Source organism: Texcoconibacillus texcoconensis (assembly GCF_014202575.1).
In the GTDB taxonomy this organism is placed as follows: Bacteria; Bacillota; Bacilli; order Bacillales; family Salisediminibacteriaceae; genus Texcoconibacillus; species Texcoconibacillus texcoconensis.
In genome coordinates, this window is record NZ_JACHHB010000012.1 from 76,597 (window position 1) to 94,307 (window position 17,711).

A 17,711-nucleotide genomic window follows, 5' to 3' on the forward strand; every position below is an offset into this window, starting at 1 on the left:
CCTAATCATACCCTTTTATTGGCAATGGCTCTTCCTCATCATCTTCATCAGCTTCATCATCGGCCTCATCATTTTCATCTGACTTTTCCTCTTTCTCCTCATCAGAAGAACCAGTTTCTTCTTCAAGTGCTTCCTCTTCGTCTACGTCATCATCAAATGCCCCTTGTGAGCGTTCTTCAATATGATGAACTGGCGAGTAAAAGTCCTCAGAAATCGTCTCAGTTTCAATCCGTTCTTTTTGCTCATTAATGCGTCGTCGTTCAACAACGGCAAACGCCCCCTGTTCACCATGACGAACAATCTGAGACGTTCGGTGAAGAGAGTCATTTCTTCGCACAATCGTCCTTGGATCAATCATTTGCTCCTCACTGATTCGCACGCGAAATTCGTGCGGAAAATCTGGACCAATAAGTTCAGCGTTGATCCTTTCACCTTGTTGAGTAAATGTTAATTCATAGTCGTTCACATTTATGTTATCAATAATGAGGCCTTGGCGACTTGGGTTTAAATATACATCAAATCCGAGCGGTAAAGTTTCTGGCAACGTTTCATTGGTCTCACGGTCAACGACTTGCATGTTTGTTTGCAAAAGTAGTTCATAAACGATCGAACCAACCGTATTTAACGCGTCACCTTCCCAAGCATGGATGCCAGCTTCTTCTAAAGCATTCAGTAAGGAAAAGATTGAATGGCCTTCCACTTTCGTACCATCGAGAGATTCTAACCATGGTCCGACTGTCGATGCATCTGTAATTCTCCGTTCCACACTGGCAACGACAGTTGTCTCCCGCTTTAGCTCATCGGGTAATAACTCATTAAGGTCGACCACAACTGTGTCATTGACATCGAACGTAAGACGTTCTTTGACCTCATCAATGACGACATCAGTAAGATTCACTTTACTTAAGGCCTCATAATCGATCGTGTTCAATACAGCCTCAACTTCCTGGCGGTCAATATCAACGGACCAAGTTTCGCGAGTACCCTCCATCACTTCTTCAACCGTTTGCGGGACATCAATAGTCACAGCAGAATGAGAAAGGTGTTGATCTTCATCAAAGAAAGCAACTTCTACGAGTGGAGAAGGGTGTGAAATCTCTGCCCACTCTTCGAGCATTTCTGCTGCTTCTTCTACAGTCATGCCCCCAATATCAATACCTGCTATCTGCTCTCCTTGCGAAAACGTTGGTTCCCCTACAACCCACCTTTCATAAGCTGCTGTCGTCGATGTAAAAAATAAAAACAGAGCCATACCAGCAGCAGTGATCAGTGAAAAAGCGAGGAAAAAATATTTTTTTGTTTCTGTCATGATTGGCCCTCCCCTTTTTCTAACTGTTGAAATAGCTGGCGACGACGATTGACTTGAAAGTGTGATTCGTTTTCACTCGTATCGTTATGAGTTTCTTCTGATTCTTGGCTCGTTTTTTGTTCACCTTCTGTTTGCAAGTATTCATTAATGAGGTCGTCTTCGTCCCGATCAAGACCATCTTCCTCAAACAATAAGGACTTGTCTTCACTTTCCGAGAACACAGAAACATCCTCTTCTTCTGTTGTACTTCTCATACGCGGATATAAAGTTTCCTCACTATCCCCTTCGTCTTGATTACTCTCATCAAGGTCTTGTTCATCATACAATAACAAGGAACGACCTCTTTCTTGTGGGTTCATATTCCATTCTTTTTCGTCGTCTTCCTCATCATCGCTATCTTCTTCATTTGGGAAAGATTGATCATCGGCTGTAGGGTGGTCTACTTCCACTTCCTCATACGTACGCTCGACGAGCTCATCGATCGCCGACTGTTGTAATTGTTCTTGAACGCCCTCTTCTTGTAATGGATGGGGGGCTAAATCCCTTTCACTTTCAACCTCAGGTTCTTTTTTATGTTCAGAATGTGAAATCTCGTTCGCCATCTTAGAGGTACTTTGTAATGAAAAAGACCGGTCCTCATGTTGATGTTCTTGTTCATGAGCAATTTGTTTACGCGCTACACCATAGGCAAAAAGAGAAGCTAAAAGAAAGAAAGCCACGATACCAAGCAACACGCTATACTCGATAAATAAGAGCATCGATAACGTCGTAATGAGGATCGTAACAACGCCGGTTTGTAGCATCGTCTTCCGGTCAAACCAACGAGGTAATAACAAAAATATGAATAAAATCAATGCGCTTCCGATAGCAAAAATTACGACCTCTATGTCGATTCCCCCCTTTTTTTATCACATCGTGACAATTCATATCATCTTTCTATTTTATATCAATGACGGACATTAGAAAAGAAAATAAAGACTGCCCCCTTCACATCAAGAACGACAATGTTGATGACGGAAGATTATGGACAGCATCAAAAATTTCACGTATTTGGTGAATGACGACATTCACTTCAAGTTAAAGAGCAGACTTTTCATAGACAGCCACACGGTTCCTTCCTTTTTGTTTCGCACCTGTGTACATTGCGCGGTCCGCCTGGCGCAACACTTCCATCGCTGAAGTATCCGATGTTTCGTTTGAGGCAACGCCAACACTCACTGTCAATGAAACGGTTCTTGCGCCACTACTTTTACTTAAATCATCTGAGATGGTAAATGAATGGTTTTCTAATTGCACGCGAAGTTTTTCAGCAAGCATATAACCATCCGATAAAGTCGCACCTTCTAATAGAATCACAAACTCCTCACCACCATAACGAGTAACGACCCCCTTTTCCCCGACAATATCTTGTAAAACCTCAGCAACTTGGCAAAGAATTTCATTTCCACTGTAGTGACCGTAAGTATCGTTAATACGCTTAAAATGATCTAAATCAATAAGCAAGATCGAAAAAGGCTCTTGGTCTTGGCTTCTGTCCTCATCATCTTTTCCTCTTAACACATTTTCTAAATAACGATAATTATATAAATTCGTCAGCGCACAACGCTCACTTTGACTCTTCTTCTCTTGATAAATACGAGCATTTTCCGTTGCTACTGCCAAGTAATTCGCCATTAACTCTAACACCATCAAATCTTTTGTTTCATATTTACGTTTCCCACTTGTTTGTAAAAGAATGACACTCACGACATGTTGATCTCGAACCGCTGGCACCGCTATTACCGAGCGAACCCCTTCATAAAAAAAGGGATCGTAAAAACCGCGTTTATCGCGAGGTATATTTGTAAATAGCTTCGACTTACGCGTTTTAAACACATTGTTAATGACAGGGTCGACTGCTCGCGTTGTCACCTCGTCACGGTCGGAATCATCACCATAAGTACGTAACAAGCGGAGGCGTTCATTTTTTTGGTCACGCTCATAAATATACGCCTGCTCAACATCGAATAAAGACGTTACATGATCTAAAAACATATCAACGATCTTTGTCTTCGTCATCCCTTTATTTACTTTGTAACCAAATTCACTTGCTTTTTTCAAGAATTGATTCGTTTGTTCACTTTGGTTATACATCCTTAAAATCAGCGACAAACTTACGTGAGGGATACCGATGAGGAATACAGCCAGTGTTCCAATTTCATAAAATAAAAGACTCAATGAAACCACAACCGGTATGATCAAAACAAAGGAGAGTGTTTCCAACTGCATGCTACGGTCCCAAAATGGATCTTTTATTTTCATAAAAACGTTTCTTACGATATAAATCAACACGTGATTTGTGAAAAAAGATATGGAAACATAACCCAAAATAGGAATCGTATTCTCTGCCAACACATCCGGGGACGTTTGCCCTACGGTACCCCCTAAAAGGTAAAAGACATTTGCAGACAACAACGAGACAACAATAAACATGAGAGAGTTTAACGGGAACCTGTATGCTTCTTTTCTAGATAAACGCAGAGAGAAAAGGGCAGTAAACAACCCGATTTGTGTAATGAAGATTTCTATAAACAACCCATATTGTAAAAAGACTGCCAGTGAAATCCCTTGTAACGGTACGATATTTGCTTTTCGAACTTGAATCGGAAATAAAGAAGCAAGAATAATCAGAAATAAAAACGCAACAATTGGCCATATTTCCGCAACGACTTGTTCGTATGCAAACTCGATAAATAGAAAATGAAAACTGATGAAAACAACCATCCAAATAATCCAAACTACCTGTTGCCACCTTTTTCCCATTTGGCCCATCCCCCAAACGATCATTAACACACGCAGTCACCGACAAAAGCACTACGAACTTTAGTAGTATAATTTTACCACATAGACTACGCATTTTGAATTGATTTTAAACAAGTGAAAAGGAACGAGCCACCGTTACTCGTTCCTACTTCGTCTATACCCATTTAAGAATGTGTCAAAAACCTTCGCACGGATGCAATAAATGCGTGTGAACCTGTAACCACCCCGACAGCATTTTCCGGGACTTTTTTTGTCCATTCGACGACTGCTTCTTGACTTTCAGCGATCGAACCAACCTTCGCCGCGTGCTCAATTTGATTCAGTAAATCAGACACAGGCGCTGCCCTCTCCGATGCAAACGACGTCACTGTTAACGAAGCAGACGCATGCTCAGCTTTTTTTAACATTCCTTTATTATTTTTATCTGCCATCGATGCAAATAAAATATGAATCTCTTGTTCAGGGTACACCGACCTTACCGTTTTAAGCGTATGAGAAATTGCAGATACATTATGAGCCGTATCTAAAATAATATTCGGTTGCTCGCTGACTTGCTCAAACCTTCCTGGTATCGTGACTGAACGCAAGCCCCTTTCTACGTCTTCATCATCAATAAGAAAAGCAAGAAACATCTTCAAATAATCAAGACTCATAAGAACAGTAGCAACATTTTCCAGTTGATACTCGCCTTTGAGCGGAATGAAAAGCTCGTCTCGTTTACTGTAAGTAGAATGATACGACATACGTAATCCAGATAAATCATGGCTAATCATCTGCACATTTGCTGAAGTTAAAGCTTGATAAACAGGCGCATGCTTTGCTTTTGCCTCACGTTCAATCACAGGCAACGCCTCACCAGTAGCCGCCGTAAAAACCGGAACCCCATTTTTAATGATTCCTGCTTTTTCCTTAGCAATTTGCGCGACAGAATCACCGAGAATATGTGTATGGTCAAATGCTACATTTGTAATCACCGAAAGAAGAGGATACACAACATTTGTCGCGTCTTTTTCTCCGCCTAAACCCGTTTCGATGATCGCAATATCGACAGGCGAATATACCGAAAAATAGTAAAGCGCAATAAGTGTCAGCCATTCAAAGGACGTAACAGTCGTCTGATCATTCGCCTCAACCTCTTCAACCGCCGATTGCACCTTTTTCACACAAGTAAAAAAATCTTCCTCTGTGATCCATTCACCATTAATGGAAATTTGCTCTCGTTCTGACTCGAGCGCCGGACTCGTAAACGCCCCGACTTTAAAACCCGCCTCTTGTAAAATCGATGTAAACATCGCTACAGTTGACCCTTTTCCGTTTGTACCTGTAACGTGAATCACTCGTACTTTTCTCTCTGGGTGATCTAATTTCGCTAAAATTTTCGTCAAACGATCCCCTTCAAAATCCATACCTATTGTTTGTTTTTCTCTTAAGAATGCTTCAACTGTTTGAACGGTCATTTGTTTCATTCTCCTCTCTATCACTAAAAAATCGTGTTAAAATAACGGTACTTAAGGAAAACAAACCTATTTAAGATTGATAGTAGCAAATGTCCCCGTCAACAACAAGCAACACGTATGACCGGGCACAATCAGGAAGGAGAACAACATGGCACGTTTAACAGGATGGGTCATTTATAACGGAAACTTAAAAACAGAAAAATTTCTCGATTACGGACGATGGATCCAACAGGCTGCAAAGTCATATAACATCGACATTCATTTAGTCGCAAATCATCACATCCTCACGACGATTGATCACAATGGGACACGCTCATGGGAAATGACAACAGCCTATCCGATACCAGACTTTGTACATATGGCCGATAAAGACGTTGCACTAGCACGAACGCTACAGCAAGCAAACATTCCTGTATTTAATCAAGCGGAGGCGATCGACCTTTGCGACCATAAAGGAAAGATGCACGAAGCATTAGCAAAAGCAGGACTCCCCGTACCGAAAACAATCCTAGCACCAAATGTTTTTAGCGGTATCCCAATCATCGAAACATCCGCTTACGAACATATCGCCGAACAACTCGGATACCCACTGATCATGAAAGAAGCCTATGGATCTTTCGGCCAACAAGTATACCGAATCACCGACCACCAGACTCTTCTAGAAGTCGTCAAACAAACAGCCGGAAAAGACATCCTTTTCCAAGAAAGCATCGAAACAAGCTACGGACGAGACATCCGCCTAAACGTCATCGGTGGCAAAGTCGTCGCGGCCATGGCACGAACATCAAAAGCAGACTTTCGCGCAAACGTCACCGCAGGAGGCGCCACCGAGCCCTATGAACCAAACGAACAAGAACACACACTCGCAATCAAAGCAGCAGAAGCCGTAAACGCCGATTTCGCTGGCGTCGACTTACTATTCGGACCAAACGGACCCATCCTTTGCGAAATTAACAGCAACCCACACATCCGCAGCATCTACGAATGTACAGGCACCGACGTCGCCAACCCAATGCTCGAACACATCATACAACAACTGGAGGACCCATCATGACCCTCAAAAACCAAACAGGCTGGCTCATCTACCCAAAACAAGAAGCAAAACGAAACCAATTTTTCATCAACCAACTACAACAAGCCGCCTCAAACCGAGGCGGAACCCTACACCTTATCGATCACGAAAACATCCAGTACCAAGACGACAAATCACACATCAACGCAAACGCACCACTGCCAACCTACGTCTTGAACCGCTCATTAGATGACCGACTCGCTTCCGTTATGGAAAGAAAAGACATTCGCGTTTTCAATCCGGCGTCCGTTTCTTATATCGCAAATCACAAGGCTCGCGCCGCTGAATTCGCCGCCAAACTAGACATCCCGATGCTAGATTTTGAAGTGTGGCAAAAACAAGACTTAAACAAAAATGCTCCACCACGACCGTATCCTTTCGTCATCAAAGACGTGTACGGTCGCGGTGGAACATCGGTTTGGTTAGTCGAAAATATTAAAATGTGGCACAGTGTTTACGAGCAGCTGCCTGATCTCGTAATCAGCCAACCGCTCGGTCCACAGCCTGGTAAAGATGTACGCGTCTTCGTCGTCGGAGGACACGTCGTCGCCGCTGTCTTACGTCAAAACGAACATGATTTCAAATCGAACATTTCACTCGGTGGCACAAGTGAACTTTACAAGTTAACGAGATTTGAAACAAACATGACCGAAAATCTCGCTAAATCGCTAAACGCCGATTACGTGAGCATCGATTATATATTCGACGAGCACGGCGGATTGTTATTTAACGAAATCGAAGATGCAGCAGGAGCGAGAAGTTTATATCAAAACAGTGATATCAATATCGCAGAAGTATTTATCGACCATGTTGAAAAAACGCTATCAACAATGTGAGCATGATTGATTTACGATTCGGCTTTGGTTAACTTGATGATTCGCGCAACATTTTCAGCCGTTTGTTGAACTTGCTCGTGCGCTTGTTGTTTCGCCTCTTCTAGCGACATAATACCGGACACAGAGCTAAATACCGCATCAATGCCTGCGTCATACACCGACTCATAACCTTTGCTCAAGCTCCCTGCAATCGCAATCACCGGAATATCAAACTGTTTTGCAACGCGCGCCACACAAATCGGTGTTTTTCCAAACACCGTTTGTTCATTGATGCCACCTTCTCCTGTGATGACAAGGTCAGCTCCTTCAACCCTCTCAGCGAGATTTACGGTATCAATGACAAGGTCGCCACCGCGCATAAGGTTCGCATCCAAAAACGCTAGCAATCCAGCACCGAGACCGCCCGCGGCACCGGCACCATTAATATCGGCGACATCTTTTTGCAACTGTTCTTTCATCACGTTTGCATAATGGCCAAGGGCAACATCTAATTCACGCACTTGCTCCTCTGTTGCACCCTTTTGCGGCCCATATATATACGCCGCCCCATTTGAACCTGTCAGTGGATTGTTAACATCACAAGCAACATCAATGCGCACGTTTGCCAAACGCGAGTCCAATCCACTCGTATCGATCGTTTTCAAGCGCTGGAGGTGAGCACCCCTACCAGCTATCTCTTCACCACGCTCATCTAATAAGCGAACGCCTAATGCTTGCACCATACCTGTCCCACCGTCATTGGTCGCACTCCCACCGATACCAACAACGATCCGTTCTACCCCTTCATCTAACGCAGCGGCGATTAATTCACCTGTCCCTTTTGTCGTCGTAAGCATAGGGTTTCGCTTATCAGCAGGAACTAAATCTAACCCCGAAGCTTGCGCCATTTCAATGACTGCGGTTTTCCCATCGCCCGATAAGCCGAAGTAAGCATCAACAGGCTCCATTAAAGGGCCAGTAACCCGACGATAGATAAACGTACCACCTGTCGCATCAACAAGCGACTGCACCGTCCCTTCACCACCATCAGCCATCGGACACAAGGCGTAATCCCCATCTGGGAAAACTTGTTGAAACCCTGCTTTCATCGCTTCCGCCGCTTCAAGCGCTGTCAAACTTTCTTTAAATGAATCTGGTGCCAATACGATTTTCATAGAATTCCCTCCTAAATGTCGTTAAACAAAGAACTGAAAGACACCGAACATGAGCGTTGAAATCACCGCGATCACCAATCCGACAAGTGATTCATAAGGAATCAGTTTTAGGCGTTCTTGAATACTCATCAACACACTGCCCGCTGTCGCGTGGAAGAAACTTCCGTGTGGCATGTGGTCGAGTACTGTGGCTCCTGCGTGCATCATCGCCGCCCCAGCCAAGCCAGCAACACCTAATTCTAGTAATGTCGAGCTAAATACACCACTTGCGACAACCGCACCTGCGGTTGTTGAAGCCGTCGCTGCCGACATGAAAATCCCAGAAGCAGGTGCAAGGGCATAACTTGGTAACCCGAGAAATTCAATGCCACTGATCATCATTTCACTTAAGTCCGAATTCGAAATAATTCCCGCTACCGTTCCAGTTCCAAGTAACAACACGGCAACCGCTGACATTTTATTTAAACCTGATACAATATACGTATTGATTTTTGTCACTTTCCCCATTGCGATCGCACCAATAATACCACCAGCAGGTAAGGCAATCATTGGATCGACCTCAATTCCGAAAGCAGGACGCAATACGAGCAGTAAAATCGCTATCAGCGGCGCAACAAGCGCTGTGAAAATCGATGGTCGCGCTTCGTCTGACGATTCTTGAACATCTTCAACCCCAACCATCGTCCCTTTTTTCGTTAATCGTTTTGCGATGATGTACGTTGCCGCTAACCCAAACAACCCTGGTACAACACCAGCCGCCATCACAGATGTCAGTGGCACATCAAAGGCTTCCGCGATGGAAATCGTATTCGGGTTCGGCGACATGACATTACCCGCTTTACCACCACCGATCATTGCCAAAAGAATGGCCGTTCGAGACAAATTCGCTTTTTGTGCAATCGCTAACGCAATCGGCGCAACCGTGATCACCGCGATATCGACAAACACACCAACAGCCGTCAAAACCATCGTTGCTAAAGCAAGCGCAAACAGCACCTTCTTCTCACCGAGACGACGAACGACGCCTTCAGCCAATGATGCAGCCGCTCCTGACTCAATTAACACCCCTGCAAGCACACCAGCTGCTAAAATCCGTAATACCGCAGGAATGATCCCTTCTGCCCCTCCTATCATTAACTCAACGGTCGTCGTTAGCCCCGCCCCGCCGAGCAACCCTCCAACAATCGCGCCAAGAACGAGCGCGTATACAGGAGGTACCTTTCGTAATATAAGTCCAATTGCGATGACGAGTGCGATAATAGCTCCTAAAGCGCTTACTTCCATGATGATAACCTCACTTTCATGTTCTGTTTTATGTTGTAATTTCATTGTAAGCGCTTTTATAAACGTTTTCATTGTGCGACTGAACATATTTATTTCATGAAATATTATTTTTATTGTGCAATTGCGTCACCTTTACTTCTCTTTTAATTTCTCTACCAAGATCGCAAAATAAAGAGCAAATAGATCTGTCAATTGCCGCGGGTCCTTCCCTGTCACCTCTTTTATTTTCTCAAGCCGATAGTGCAGGGTATTTCGATGAATATATAAACGTTCAGCCGTCTCTTGCACACGACCATCACATGCGATATATGCTTCCAAAGTATCGAGCAAATCTCGTTGGCCATTAACTCGAAATAACTCATTCATGAATGGAAATAACCGCTCACGTTCATCAATATGTTGCCACATATCAGAAAGAAGAGACTCTAACTGAAAATCATCATAACGGAAAACCACACCTTGCTTATTTAATTTTGTCACCATATTAAGCGTTGCTCTCGCTTGCTGAAAAGACAACGACACACCCTCCACATGCGCTGATACATCCCCTAATCCAACAATAACCCCCTTCATCGGCAAAGCATTGACCCATTGCTTCGCCACATTCACCAACTGGTCCATCGAATCAGCCTCTTTTACAATCACAATATATCCATCGTACGTCGTCGTCATCACATCTTGATCAGACAACAAATACGCCAAAGCATTTTCAATATCCTGAATCTTCCGCCGCTTATCCGTTATACACTCACCAACGAGATGTAACACCATCACCCCACGTGAAGATACTAACGACACATCCAGTAACCTCGCCTTCTCCTTAAACATCCGACCACGCAACTCTTCACCTTCAATCCACTGATTCACAAACTCACGCTGAATACGCCGATCATACTGAAGCTGCTCCTGCAAAAACGTTTGCTCCAACACCATCTCCGCCGTCATCTTCACAAGCTGCCCATAACCACACACCTCTTCAAGCGGCCCCGTAATCCCAACCACCCCAACAACCTCACCTTGAAAATCAATCGGCAAATTAATCCCCTGCCTCACACCTCGCCAAGACCGTTCACCTTCTTCTCCAATCTCTACCGTTTCTTTTCTCTCAATCACCTCAAGACTCACTTCATGCTTTGTATGTAAACGTTCAGTATTTCCAGAGCCAATAATCTCTCCACGATTGTCCATCACATTAATGTTGTACGGCAAAATCCTCATCGTTCGCTCAACAATGTCTTGTGCTATTGTTGCAGTTAACAAATCAATCTACTCCCCTTTCAAATAAACTAACGAAAAAAAGAAAAGGGACGACCCTTTGGCACGAGCAACAGAAAGCGATCCGCATTTCTGATTGCCTCATGCACGTAGAGTCGACCCTTCTGTGCTGTTATTACCCTTTTAACTCATCGATGCGTGCTTGTACTTTTTCACGCTGCTCGATATAGTCTTTTTCTTTCGCACGTTCCTCATCAACGACGTGAGCCGGTGCTTTGCTAACAAACCCTTCGTTCGCTAACTTTTTCTGCACGCGCGTCACTTCACCATCTAGACGTTTCAATTCGCCTTCAAGACGTTCGATTTCCGCATCTAAATCAAGCAATCCTTCTAATGGTAAGTAAAGCTCGACACCAGAAAGAACCGACACTTGTGATTTTTCAGGCGCTTGAAGTCCTGTCGCTAACGTCAACTCACCCGGATTACAGAAGCGCTCTAAATACGCACGACCACGCTCGAGGCGAGCGAGTACATTTTCATCATTAGCATTTACTTGTAACGTAATTTGCTTACTCATCGCCACATCGAGTTCCGCACGAGTATGACGCACTGAACGGATGATTTCTTGCAAGAGCTCCATATCCGCAACCGCTTCTTCTGAACGCATACGGTGCTGTACTTCAGGCCACTGAGCAACGCTGATCGATTCGCCAGAATGTGGCAAATGTTGCCATATTTCCTCGGTAATAAACGGCATGAATGGGTGCAATAATCGCATCGTACGATCGAGCACGTAAGCCATGACCGAACGTGTCGTATGTTTCGCTTCTTCATCGTCACCATTCAGTGGCAATTTCGCCATTTCAATATACCAGTCACAGAAGTCATCCCAGATGAAGTTATACAAATGACGGCCAACTTCACCGAATTCATAGCGTTCAATGAAATCTGTCACTCGTTCAACGGTTTCATCAAAGCGAGTTAAGATCCACTTGTCAGCAATCGTTTTCTCACCGCTAATATCGATTTGATCATATGTGAGATCCCCTAGATTCATCAGCGCAAAACGAGATGCGTTCCAAATCTTGTTTCCAAAATTCCACATCGCTTCAACTTTCTCCCAATGGAACCTTAAATCATTTCCTGGGGAACTTCCTGTTGCAAGGAAGAAGCGAAGCGCATCTGCGCCGTACTGGTCGATGACATCCATTGGGTCGACACCATTTCCAAGTGACTTACTCATCTTCCGACCTTCCGCATCGCGCACAAGTCCGTGAATAAGCACATCTTTAAACGGACGTTCATTTGTAAAGTGCATACCTTGGAAAATCATACGCGCAACCCAGAAATAAATGATGTCATAGCCTGTTACAAGCACATCTGTAGAGTAGTAACGCTGGAAATCAGCCGCGTCTTCATCTGGCCACCCCATAGTAGAAAACGGCCACAGTGCTGAACTAAACCATGTATCAAGTACGTCTTCATCTTGTTCCCAGTTTTCAATGTCTTCTGGTTCTTCTCGACCAACGTACAATTCGCCCGTTTCCTTGTGATACCAAGCTGGAATACGGTGCCCCCACCATAGCTGACGAGAAATACACCAGTCACGGATGTTTTCGATCCAATGTAAGTACGTTTTTTCAAAACGGTCAGGCACGAAGTTTACTTTTTCGTCAGACTTTTGCAGACGAATCGCCTCATCCGCTAATGGCCCCATTTTTACGAACCATTGTGTTGAAAGATAAGGTTCAACAACAGCATCGCTACGCTCAGAGTGACCGACTTGATGGACGTGTTCTTCGATTTCAAAAAGCGTCCCGTCTTCTTGTAAGTCTTTGACGATTTGCTTGCGGCATTCAAAACGATCCATGCCTTGATACTTTCCGGCATTCTCATTCATTGTCCCGGATTCATCCATGACAAGCACGCGCTCAAAACCGTGACGGTTACCGATTTCAAAGTCATTTGGGTCGTGAGCTGGTGTAATTTTCACCGCACCAGAACCAAATTCCATATCAACGTAATCGTCGCCGACAATTTCAATTTCACGACCGACAATTGGAAGTTTTACCTTCTTACCGATTAAATGTTGATAACGCTCATCATCAGGGTGAACGGCAACGCCAGTATCACCGAGCATCGTCTCTGGACGAGTCGTTGCCACTTCAATATGACCCGAACCATCTACAAGCGGATACTTCATATGATAAAACGCGCCTGTGACTTCTTTGTAAACAACTTCGATATCAGAAAGCGCCGTTTTCGTAGATGGGTCCCAGTTGATGATATACTGTCCGCGGTAAATAAGCCCTTCTTCATATAAACGAACGAACACTTCACGCACCGCGTCTGACAAACCGTCATCTAGCGTGAAACGTTCACGGGAATAGTCGAGCGATAAACCAAGCTTTGACCATTGTTGACGAATAAAATCAGCGTACTCTTCTTTCCACTCCCAAGACTTCTCTAAAAACTTTTCACGACCTAAATCGTGACGGTTTTGCCCTTCTTCACGAAGCTTACCTTCAACTTTCGCTTGTGTGGCAATACCCGCATGGTCCATACCTGGAAGCCAAAGCATGTCATAACCTTGCATTCTTTTCACACGAGCAATGATGTCTTGAAGCGTTGTATCCCACGCGTGACCTAAGTGAAGACGTCCTGTGACGTTCGGCGGCGGAATCACGATCGTGTAAGGCTTTTTGTTTTCGTCACCTGTTGCTTCAAAAAACTTGCCATTCACCCAATACGGATACCATTTCGCCTCCGTATCTTGCGGGTTATACTTTGTCGGCATTGACACTTCTTGATTTTCCTTTTCCATATTCATCCTCCCAAACTTTGGTATTCTCTTTTTAGACATAAAAAAAACGCCTGATCCTGCAAAGGACGAACAGACGTGATGATCGCGGTACCACCTTTGTTTACAGGTACGCTTTTGTTTACACGTATCCTGTACACTCAATCAAGGTAACGGTTTCCACCGGCTTCCGCTAGTTGTTTCAAACGTTCACGAAAGCGATTCGAGGGCGACCTTCCATCCTTACATCCAAAAAAACCTTCCAGCAACGCCTTTGGGCGTGGTTTTTCTCTCTGTTGGGTTCAGCATGTACTCTTCCCTGTCATCATCATTTACGAATATCGACGTATATAGGGTTATTTTACCTTTTCTCGACGACGGAATCAATAGGGAGTTGGAAATATAGGCTTTTCTAGGTGCACATGAGGGTGTTATCGATGATTTTACGCAAAGACCCTTTATTTTTACGCAAACAACCTTGAAATTTACGCAAACGTCCATCATTTTTACGCAAAGCCACACCAAATTTACGCATACACCTTCAATTTTTACGCAAAACCACACGCCACCTAACGAAAAACAAACCTGCTTTCCTTCTATCCTCGTCACTTTCAAGATCATTTATACACAAATTACTTTACCATGCATAAATTATCAGCAACTGCCCGTATAGTGTAGTGAAAGGAGAGACGCTATGCGTAACGGACCGTTTAAATCATATCGTTTTCAATTTTGGACTAGGCGCTTTATAGACGGATTTTTTCAAATTTTACTCCCACTTATCCTTTTTCAACTCATTCGCACACTTTTATTCCCATCCACATTTGATGTCATTCTTTTAGCTGTTTTCTCGACATTATATATCGCACACTTATATGATTGGATTTAAAAAAGGAGGTTGCCTCAAAACCCAATAGGCAACCTCCTTTTTTTACATTTATGATGAATTTGATGATGATTTCGAAGAAGATGGTTCACTTTCGCCGCTAATTCGTTTCATTAAACGTGCAATTTTACTCAGCGTCAAAATCCGTCTTTCTAAATGATACACGTAATCGAGTTCCGAACCATTGCCTTTCCGTTCACGATACGCATCTGCCACCCGAAAGATCGGCTCCGGAAAAGCCAAGTAACTTTGCAATAAGTGTCGTTCTTCATCATATAAGACAAATTGCCGTTCATACAACGTCAGCCAATGCATGCCTTCCGCATCATCCCAAGGCTCCGCTTGAAACCCATTTCGAAACGCAATCGCTAAATCACGTACAGGTGTATCTAATACCGCACGTTCAAAATTTAAAACATAAGGCATATGTTGGTCGGTAAACAAAACGTGCTGACGGTTCATACGCCCGTGACAAAGGACACTCCGATAACGCTGTTTTTCCTTACACCCTTCCAGCCAAGACTGCAGGTGTGTTTCCGCTTCCTCAGCCATACGCATCATCCGCTCTACATGCGTTAAGAACGTGAGTGCAAATGGTGACAAATACGTTTGCGTCTCTAACTGATCAGCAAAACGTTCCATCTGTTCACGCCGTCTCTTCCAACGAGCAACAAGTGAATCATACGAACGTGTAAGTGCCGCTTCATCAAAACGTTGTTGTTTTTCCGTAACACCGTGGAGTTTTGCCATCGTTTCAATAATTCCTTCTTCTGGAGAAAAGGCCAATTGCTTTCTTTCAACAGCATCAACCCACGGCATTAAATAGTAGACATTTTCCTGGTAAACGATGAAAGGATCGCCATACTTTGTCGGGATTAAAGGAACAAAGCTAGGAAAGTGAACACGCTGTAGTCGTTGCATCACATGTAAGAACCATGACTGTGTTTCACTATTCATCTCTGTTTGTTTTAACGCAAATACGCCTCTTTTTGTCGTAATCTTTCGTACCTTACCAAACTTTTCAACAGCTTCAGGGTACAAATCATACTGAAACAGGACAGCCCCTGTTGGGTCAGAAAGTTGCTGATCTTTCATGTCGCTATCAGCTCCCGTCGTTTTGCCATCCACGATTGCAAATGTTCAAGTAATGAACGCGCTTCATCCCATTCTTTATTCAACGACTCAAAATAAATCGATGCTTCCTCTTGTTCCGACGATTTCTCAAGCTGACGAACACATTCTTCAAATTCATACGGCTTCAACGTTTCCGCTAATAAACGTTGTTGTACTTCTTCACTTATTGGATACATTCGATCAATCGCATCTAATAAACGAAACAGTGACTCTTCGCCATACTTTTGAATCCACTCAGAAAAGAGGCGGCGAAACGAACGGAAAGCCGGCTCCGGCCGTTCCGTCGTCCCAACCCAATACAAATGCTGAAACACCTCTCGCCCTTGAGATAAGCTTTGAATAGGGTCGATAACTGGTTCTTTGTACTCTACCTTCTCTAGCAGTTGATTTGCTTTATCTAAGCGATTCTTTGCTTCTTTTGCCAACTTCTGAAACACGTCACGACCAAATCGATCTAATGAAGAGGAAGGAAGCTGGTCAACATCCCGTTCGGAAAATGAAAAACGTGACGACTCTACGAGGGTGTCATCCCGATCTTCCCCTGTTTTCAACATCGCTGCAAACAATTCGCCTGCTTGCTCTTCTTTCCCTTGGTAAGAAAAAAGCGACGTAATTTCATCATGGACTGTAAGCCAGCCACCAGGAACAATCATCGCCTCTTCCCCTTGCTGTGTATGAATCATACGGTTTAACAAACTGCTGCAACGTTTATTAACGTCGTGACGCCATTTCGTATGCCAACGTAACAGCTCTGTATCCGTCCACGTCTCTAGCCGTTTGTCGCCTCGGTCTGTTGTAAGAAGGTGGCCTTCCGACGCCCAACGAGCTTCCGTAAGTCCGTACGCTTCTTTGAGCGTTTCCAATCGAATCATATCATGACCCCCTTCTTGATCAACTCGTCGATTTTCTACGTGGAACATACAAGATTTGCCCTGCTTCTAACCGTTCTTCCTTAATTCTGTTCACACGCATGATTTCATTGACAGAGACATCGTAACGCTCAGCGATTGTATCGAGCGACTCTCCCTCTTGAACAATACACATACGCAACTTCGTGTACGTTTCTTCATGAATGGATGAGAAGATTTTTGATAAATATGAAGCCGTTTCATTTTCGCCATCAGGTGCTGGCTCTGAAGGTGCTGGCTTAGTCACAGGCTTATCAACGGATTCTTCAACTGTATTTTCTTCGTATTCTGAAACCGCTGCCGCTTCTTCTGTCGCTTCTTCTACCTGTTGTTGCGGACGATCATTTGATGTTAAATGTTGTTGAATTTGTTGTGGTGAAGTCGTCTCCGTTTCTTCACTTGCCTTACTTGCCAAATTCACAACTGGGGCACCTTGTTTGGCTTCCGCCTCTTCAGGTACGCGACCTTTATCTTCTTCAATGACCTCATCTTCTGGTTCTTCGTCATTACCCGTTTGCTTTTCTTCAGCTCGGACGTCCTCAGCTGGACTTTGGATTTGTTCTGATCTTTGTTCTGCCGCTGGTTTTTCTTCGGTATATGGTGTCTTTTCTTCGGTTCGCACGTCCTCTGCTGGACTTTGGATTTGTTCTGATCTTTGTTCTGCCGCTGGCTTTTCTTCGGTATATGGTGTCTTTTCTTCCGCTCGAACGTCTTCTGCTGGACTTTGGATTTGTTCTGATCTTTGTTCTGCCGCTGGCTTTTCTTCGGTATATGGTGTCTTTTCTTCGGTTCGCACGTCCTCTGCTGGACTTTGGATTTGTTCTGATCTTTGTTCTGCCGCTGGCTTTTCTTCG

14 protein-coding genes and 1 other annotated feature are annotated in these 17,711 nt (G+C 44.0%); of the genes, 3 read left to right on the forward strand and 11 right to left on the reverse strand.

Annotation, left to right across the window (positions count from 1 at the left end; all coding sequences use genetic code 11):
- Nucleotide 1: 1 nt before the first annotated feature.
- The 4 genes from HNQ41_RS12790 to HNQ41_RS12805 all read right to left on the reverse strand — a co-directional run bounded on the left by HNQ41_RS12790 (nucleotide 2) and on the right by HNQ41_RS12805 (nucleotide 5,568).
- Nucleotides 2-1,309, reverse strand: coding sequence for a hypothetical protein (locus tag HNQ41_RS12790; RefSeq protein ID WP_184664823.1), 1,308 nt, complete (start codon nucleotides 1,307-1,309; stop codon nucleotides 2-4).
- The gene (locus tag HNQ41_RS12795; protein ID WP_184664824.1) at nucleotides 1,306-2,163 is read right to left on the reverse strand and encodes a hypothetical protein; all 858 of its coding nucleotides are present in this window, start codon (nucleotides 2,161-2,163) and stop codon (nucleotides 1,306-1,308) included. Before HNQ41_RS12795 ends, HNQ41_RS12790 begins: the two co-directional genes overlap by 4 nt.
- 223 nt (nucleotides 2,164-2,386) lie before the next feature.
- On the reverse strand, nucleotides 2,387-4,111 hold the full coding sequence (locus tag HNQ41_RS12800) for a sensor domain-containing diguanylate cyclase (protein WP_184664825.1): 1,725 nt from the start codon (nucleotides 4,109-4,111) through the stop codon (nucleotides 2,387-2,389).
- Nucleotides 4,112-4,275: 164 nt separating this feature from the next.
- On the reverse strand, nucleotides 4,276-5,568 hold the full coding sequence (locus HNQ41_RS12805) for a bifunctional folylpolyglutamate synthase/dihydrofolate synthase (protein ID WP_184664826.1): 1,293 nt from the start codon (nucleotides 5,566-5,568) through the stop codon (nucleotides 4,276-4,278).
- A gap of 148 nt (nucleotides 5,569-5,716) precedes the next feature.
- Between HNQ41_RS12805 and HNQ41_RS12810 the strand changes: the two genes are divergently transcribed.
- Both HNQ41_RS12810 and HNQ41_RS12815 read left to right on the forward strand, forming a co-directional pair.
- On the forward strand, nucleotides 5,717-6,622 hold the full coding sequence (locus HNQ41_RS12810; RefSeq protein ID WP_184664827.1) for a RimK family alpha-L-glutamate ligase: 906 nt from the start codon (nucleotides 5,717-5,719) through the stop codon (nucleotides 6,620-6,622).
- Nucleotides 6,619-7,476 (forward strand): ATP-grasp domain-containing protein, encoded by an 858-nt coding sequence (locus tag HNQ41_RS12815; RefSeq protein WP_184664828.1) that lies wholly within the window; start codon nucleotides 6,619-6,621, stop codon nucleotides 7,474-7,476. Before HNQ41_RS12810 ends, HNQ41_RS12815 begins: the two co-directional genes overlap by 4 nt.
- Before the next feature lie 11 nt (nucleotides 7,477-7,487).
- On the opposite strand, the gene HNQ41_RS12820 is transcribed toward HNQ41_RS12815, so the two are convergent.
- The 4 genes from HNQ41_RS12820 to HNQ41_RS12835 form a co-directional block, all read right to left on the reverse strand.
- Nucleotides 7,488-8,630 carry a glycerate kinase gene (locus tag HNQ41_RS12820; RefSeq protein WP_184664829.1) on the reverse strand — a complete coding sequence of 381 codons (1,143 nt, stop codon included), beginning with the start codon at nucleotides 8,628-8,630 and terminating at the stop codon, nucleotides 7,488-7,490.
- A gap of 21 nt (nucleotides 8,631-8,651) precedes the next feature.
- On the reverse strand, nucleotides 8,652-9,959 hold the full coding sequence (locus HNQ41_RS12825) for a GntP family permease (RefSeq protein WP_246421679.1): 1,308 nt from the start codon (nucleotides 9,957-9,959) through the stop codon (nucleotides 8,652-8,654).
- Between the two features lie 87 nt (nucleotides 9,960-10,046).
- Nucleotides 10,047-11,174: a CdaR family transcriptional regulator gene (locus tag HNQ41_RS12830; protein WP_184664830.1), complete on the reverse strand. Its 1,128-nt coding sequence runs from the start codon at nucleotides 11,172-11,174 to the stop codon at nucleotides 10,047-10,049.
- A 130-nt stretch (nucleotides 11,175-11,304) separates the two neighbouring features.
- Nucleotides 11,305-13,953, reverse strand: coding sequence for a valine--tRNA ligase (locus tag HNQ41_RS12835; RefSeq protein ID WP_184664831.1), 2,649 nt, complete (start codon nucleotides 13,951-13,953; stop codon nucleotides 11,305-11,307).
- Between the two features lie 58 nt (nucleotides 13,954-14,011).
- Nucleotides 14,012-14,264 (reverse strand) — a binding site (T-box leader).
- Between the two features lie 359 nt (nucleotides 14,265-14,623).
- Here HNQ41_RS12835 and HNQ41_RS12840 point away from each other — a divergent pair.
- Nucleotides 14,624-14,818 (forward strand): hypothetical protein, encoded by a 195-nt coding sequence (locus HNQ41_RS12840; protein ID WP_184664855.1) that lies wholly within the window; start codon nucleotides 14,624-14,626, stop codon nucleotides 14,816-14,818.
- 48 nt (nucleotides 14,819-14,866) lie between these two features.
- Here the strand turns inward: HNQ41_RS12840 and ysxE are convergent, their stop codons facing one another.
- The 3 genes from ysxE to HNQ41_RS12855 form a co-directional block, all read right to left on the reverse strand.
- The gene (gene ysxE / locus HNQ41_RS12845; RefSeq protein WP_184664832.1) at nucleotides 14,867-15,910 is read right to left on the reverse strand and encodes a spore coat protein YsxE; all 1,044 of its coding nucleotides are present in this window, start codon (nucleotides 15,908-15,910) and stop codon (nucleotides 14,867-14,869) included.
- The gene (locus HNQ41_RS12850; RefSeq protein ID WP_184664833.1) at nucleotides 15,907-16,821 is read right to left on the reverse strand and encodes a hypothetical protein; all 915 of its coding nucleotides are present in this window, start codon (nucleotides 16,819-16,821) and stop codon (nucleotides 15,907-15,909) included. Before HNQ41_RS12850 ends, ysxE begins: the two co-directional genes overlap by 4 nt.
- A 19-nt stretch (nucleotides 16,822-16,840) precedes the next feature.
- On the reverse strand, nucleotides 16,841-17,711 hold an 871-nt coding region (locus HNQ41_RS12855; protein ID WP_184664834.1), incomplete at its 5' end, for a LysM peptidoglycan-binding domain-containing protein.

What these genes read in the sequence shown, in the direction of transcription:
- HNQ41_RS12790 (WP_184664823.1), bottom strand. Translation starts at nt 1,309, where the DNA reads ATGACAGAAACAAAAAAATATTTTTTCCTCGCTTTTTCACTGATCACT.
- HNQ41_RS12800 (WP_184664825.1), bottom strand. Translation starts at nt 4,111, where the DNA reads ATGGGAAAAAGGTGGCAACAGGTAGTTTGGATTATTTGGATGGTTGTT.
- HNQ41_RS12805 (WP_184664826.1), bottom strand. Translation starts at nt 5,568, where the DNA reads ATGACCGTTCAAACAGTTGAAGCATTCTTAAGAGAAAAACAAACAATA.
- HNQ41_RS12810 (WP_184664827.1), top strand. Translation starts at nt 5,717, where the DNA reads ATGGCACGTTTAACAGGATGGGTCATTTATAACGGAAACTTAAAAACA.
- HNQ41_RS12815 (WP_184664828.1), top strand. Translation starts at nt 6,619, where the DNA reads ATGACCCTCAAAAACCAAACAGGCTGGCTCATCTACCCAAAACAAGAA.
- HNQ41_RS12820 (WP_184664829.1), bottom strand. Translation starts at nt 8,630, where the DNA reads ATGAAAATCGTATTGGCACCAGATTCATTTAAAGAAAGTTTGACAGCG.
- HNQ41_RS12825 (WP_246421679.1), bottom strand. Translation starts at nt 9,959, where the DNA reads ATGAAATTACAACATAAAACAGAACATGAAAGTGAGGTTATCATCATG.
- HNQ41_RS12835 (WP_184664831.1), bottom strand. Translation starts at nt 13,953, where the DNA reads ATGGAAAAGGAAAATCAAGAAGTGTCAATGCCGACAAAGTATAACCCG.
- HNQ41_RS12840 (WP_184664855.1), top strand. Translation starts at nt 14,624, where the DNA reads ATGCGTAACGGACCGTTTAAATCATATCGTTTTCAATTTTGGACTAGG.
- ysxE (WP_184664832.1), bottom strand. Translation starts at nt 15,910, where the DNA reads ATGAAAGATCAGCAACTTTCTGACCCAACAGGGGCTGTCCTGTTTCAG.
- HNQ41_RS12850 (WP_184664833.1), bottom strand. Translation starts at nt 16,821, where the DNA reads ATGATTCGATTGGAAACGCTCAAAGAAGCGTACGGACTTACGGAAGCT.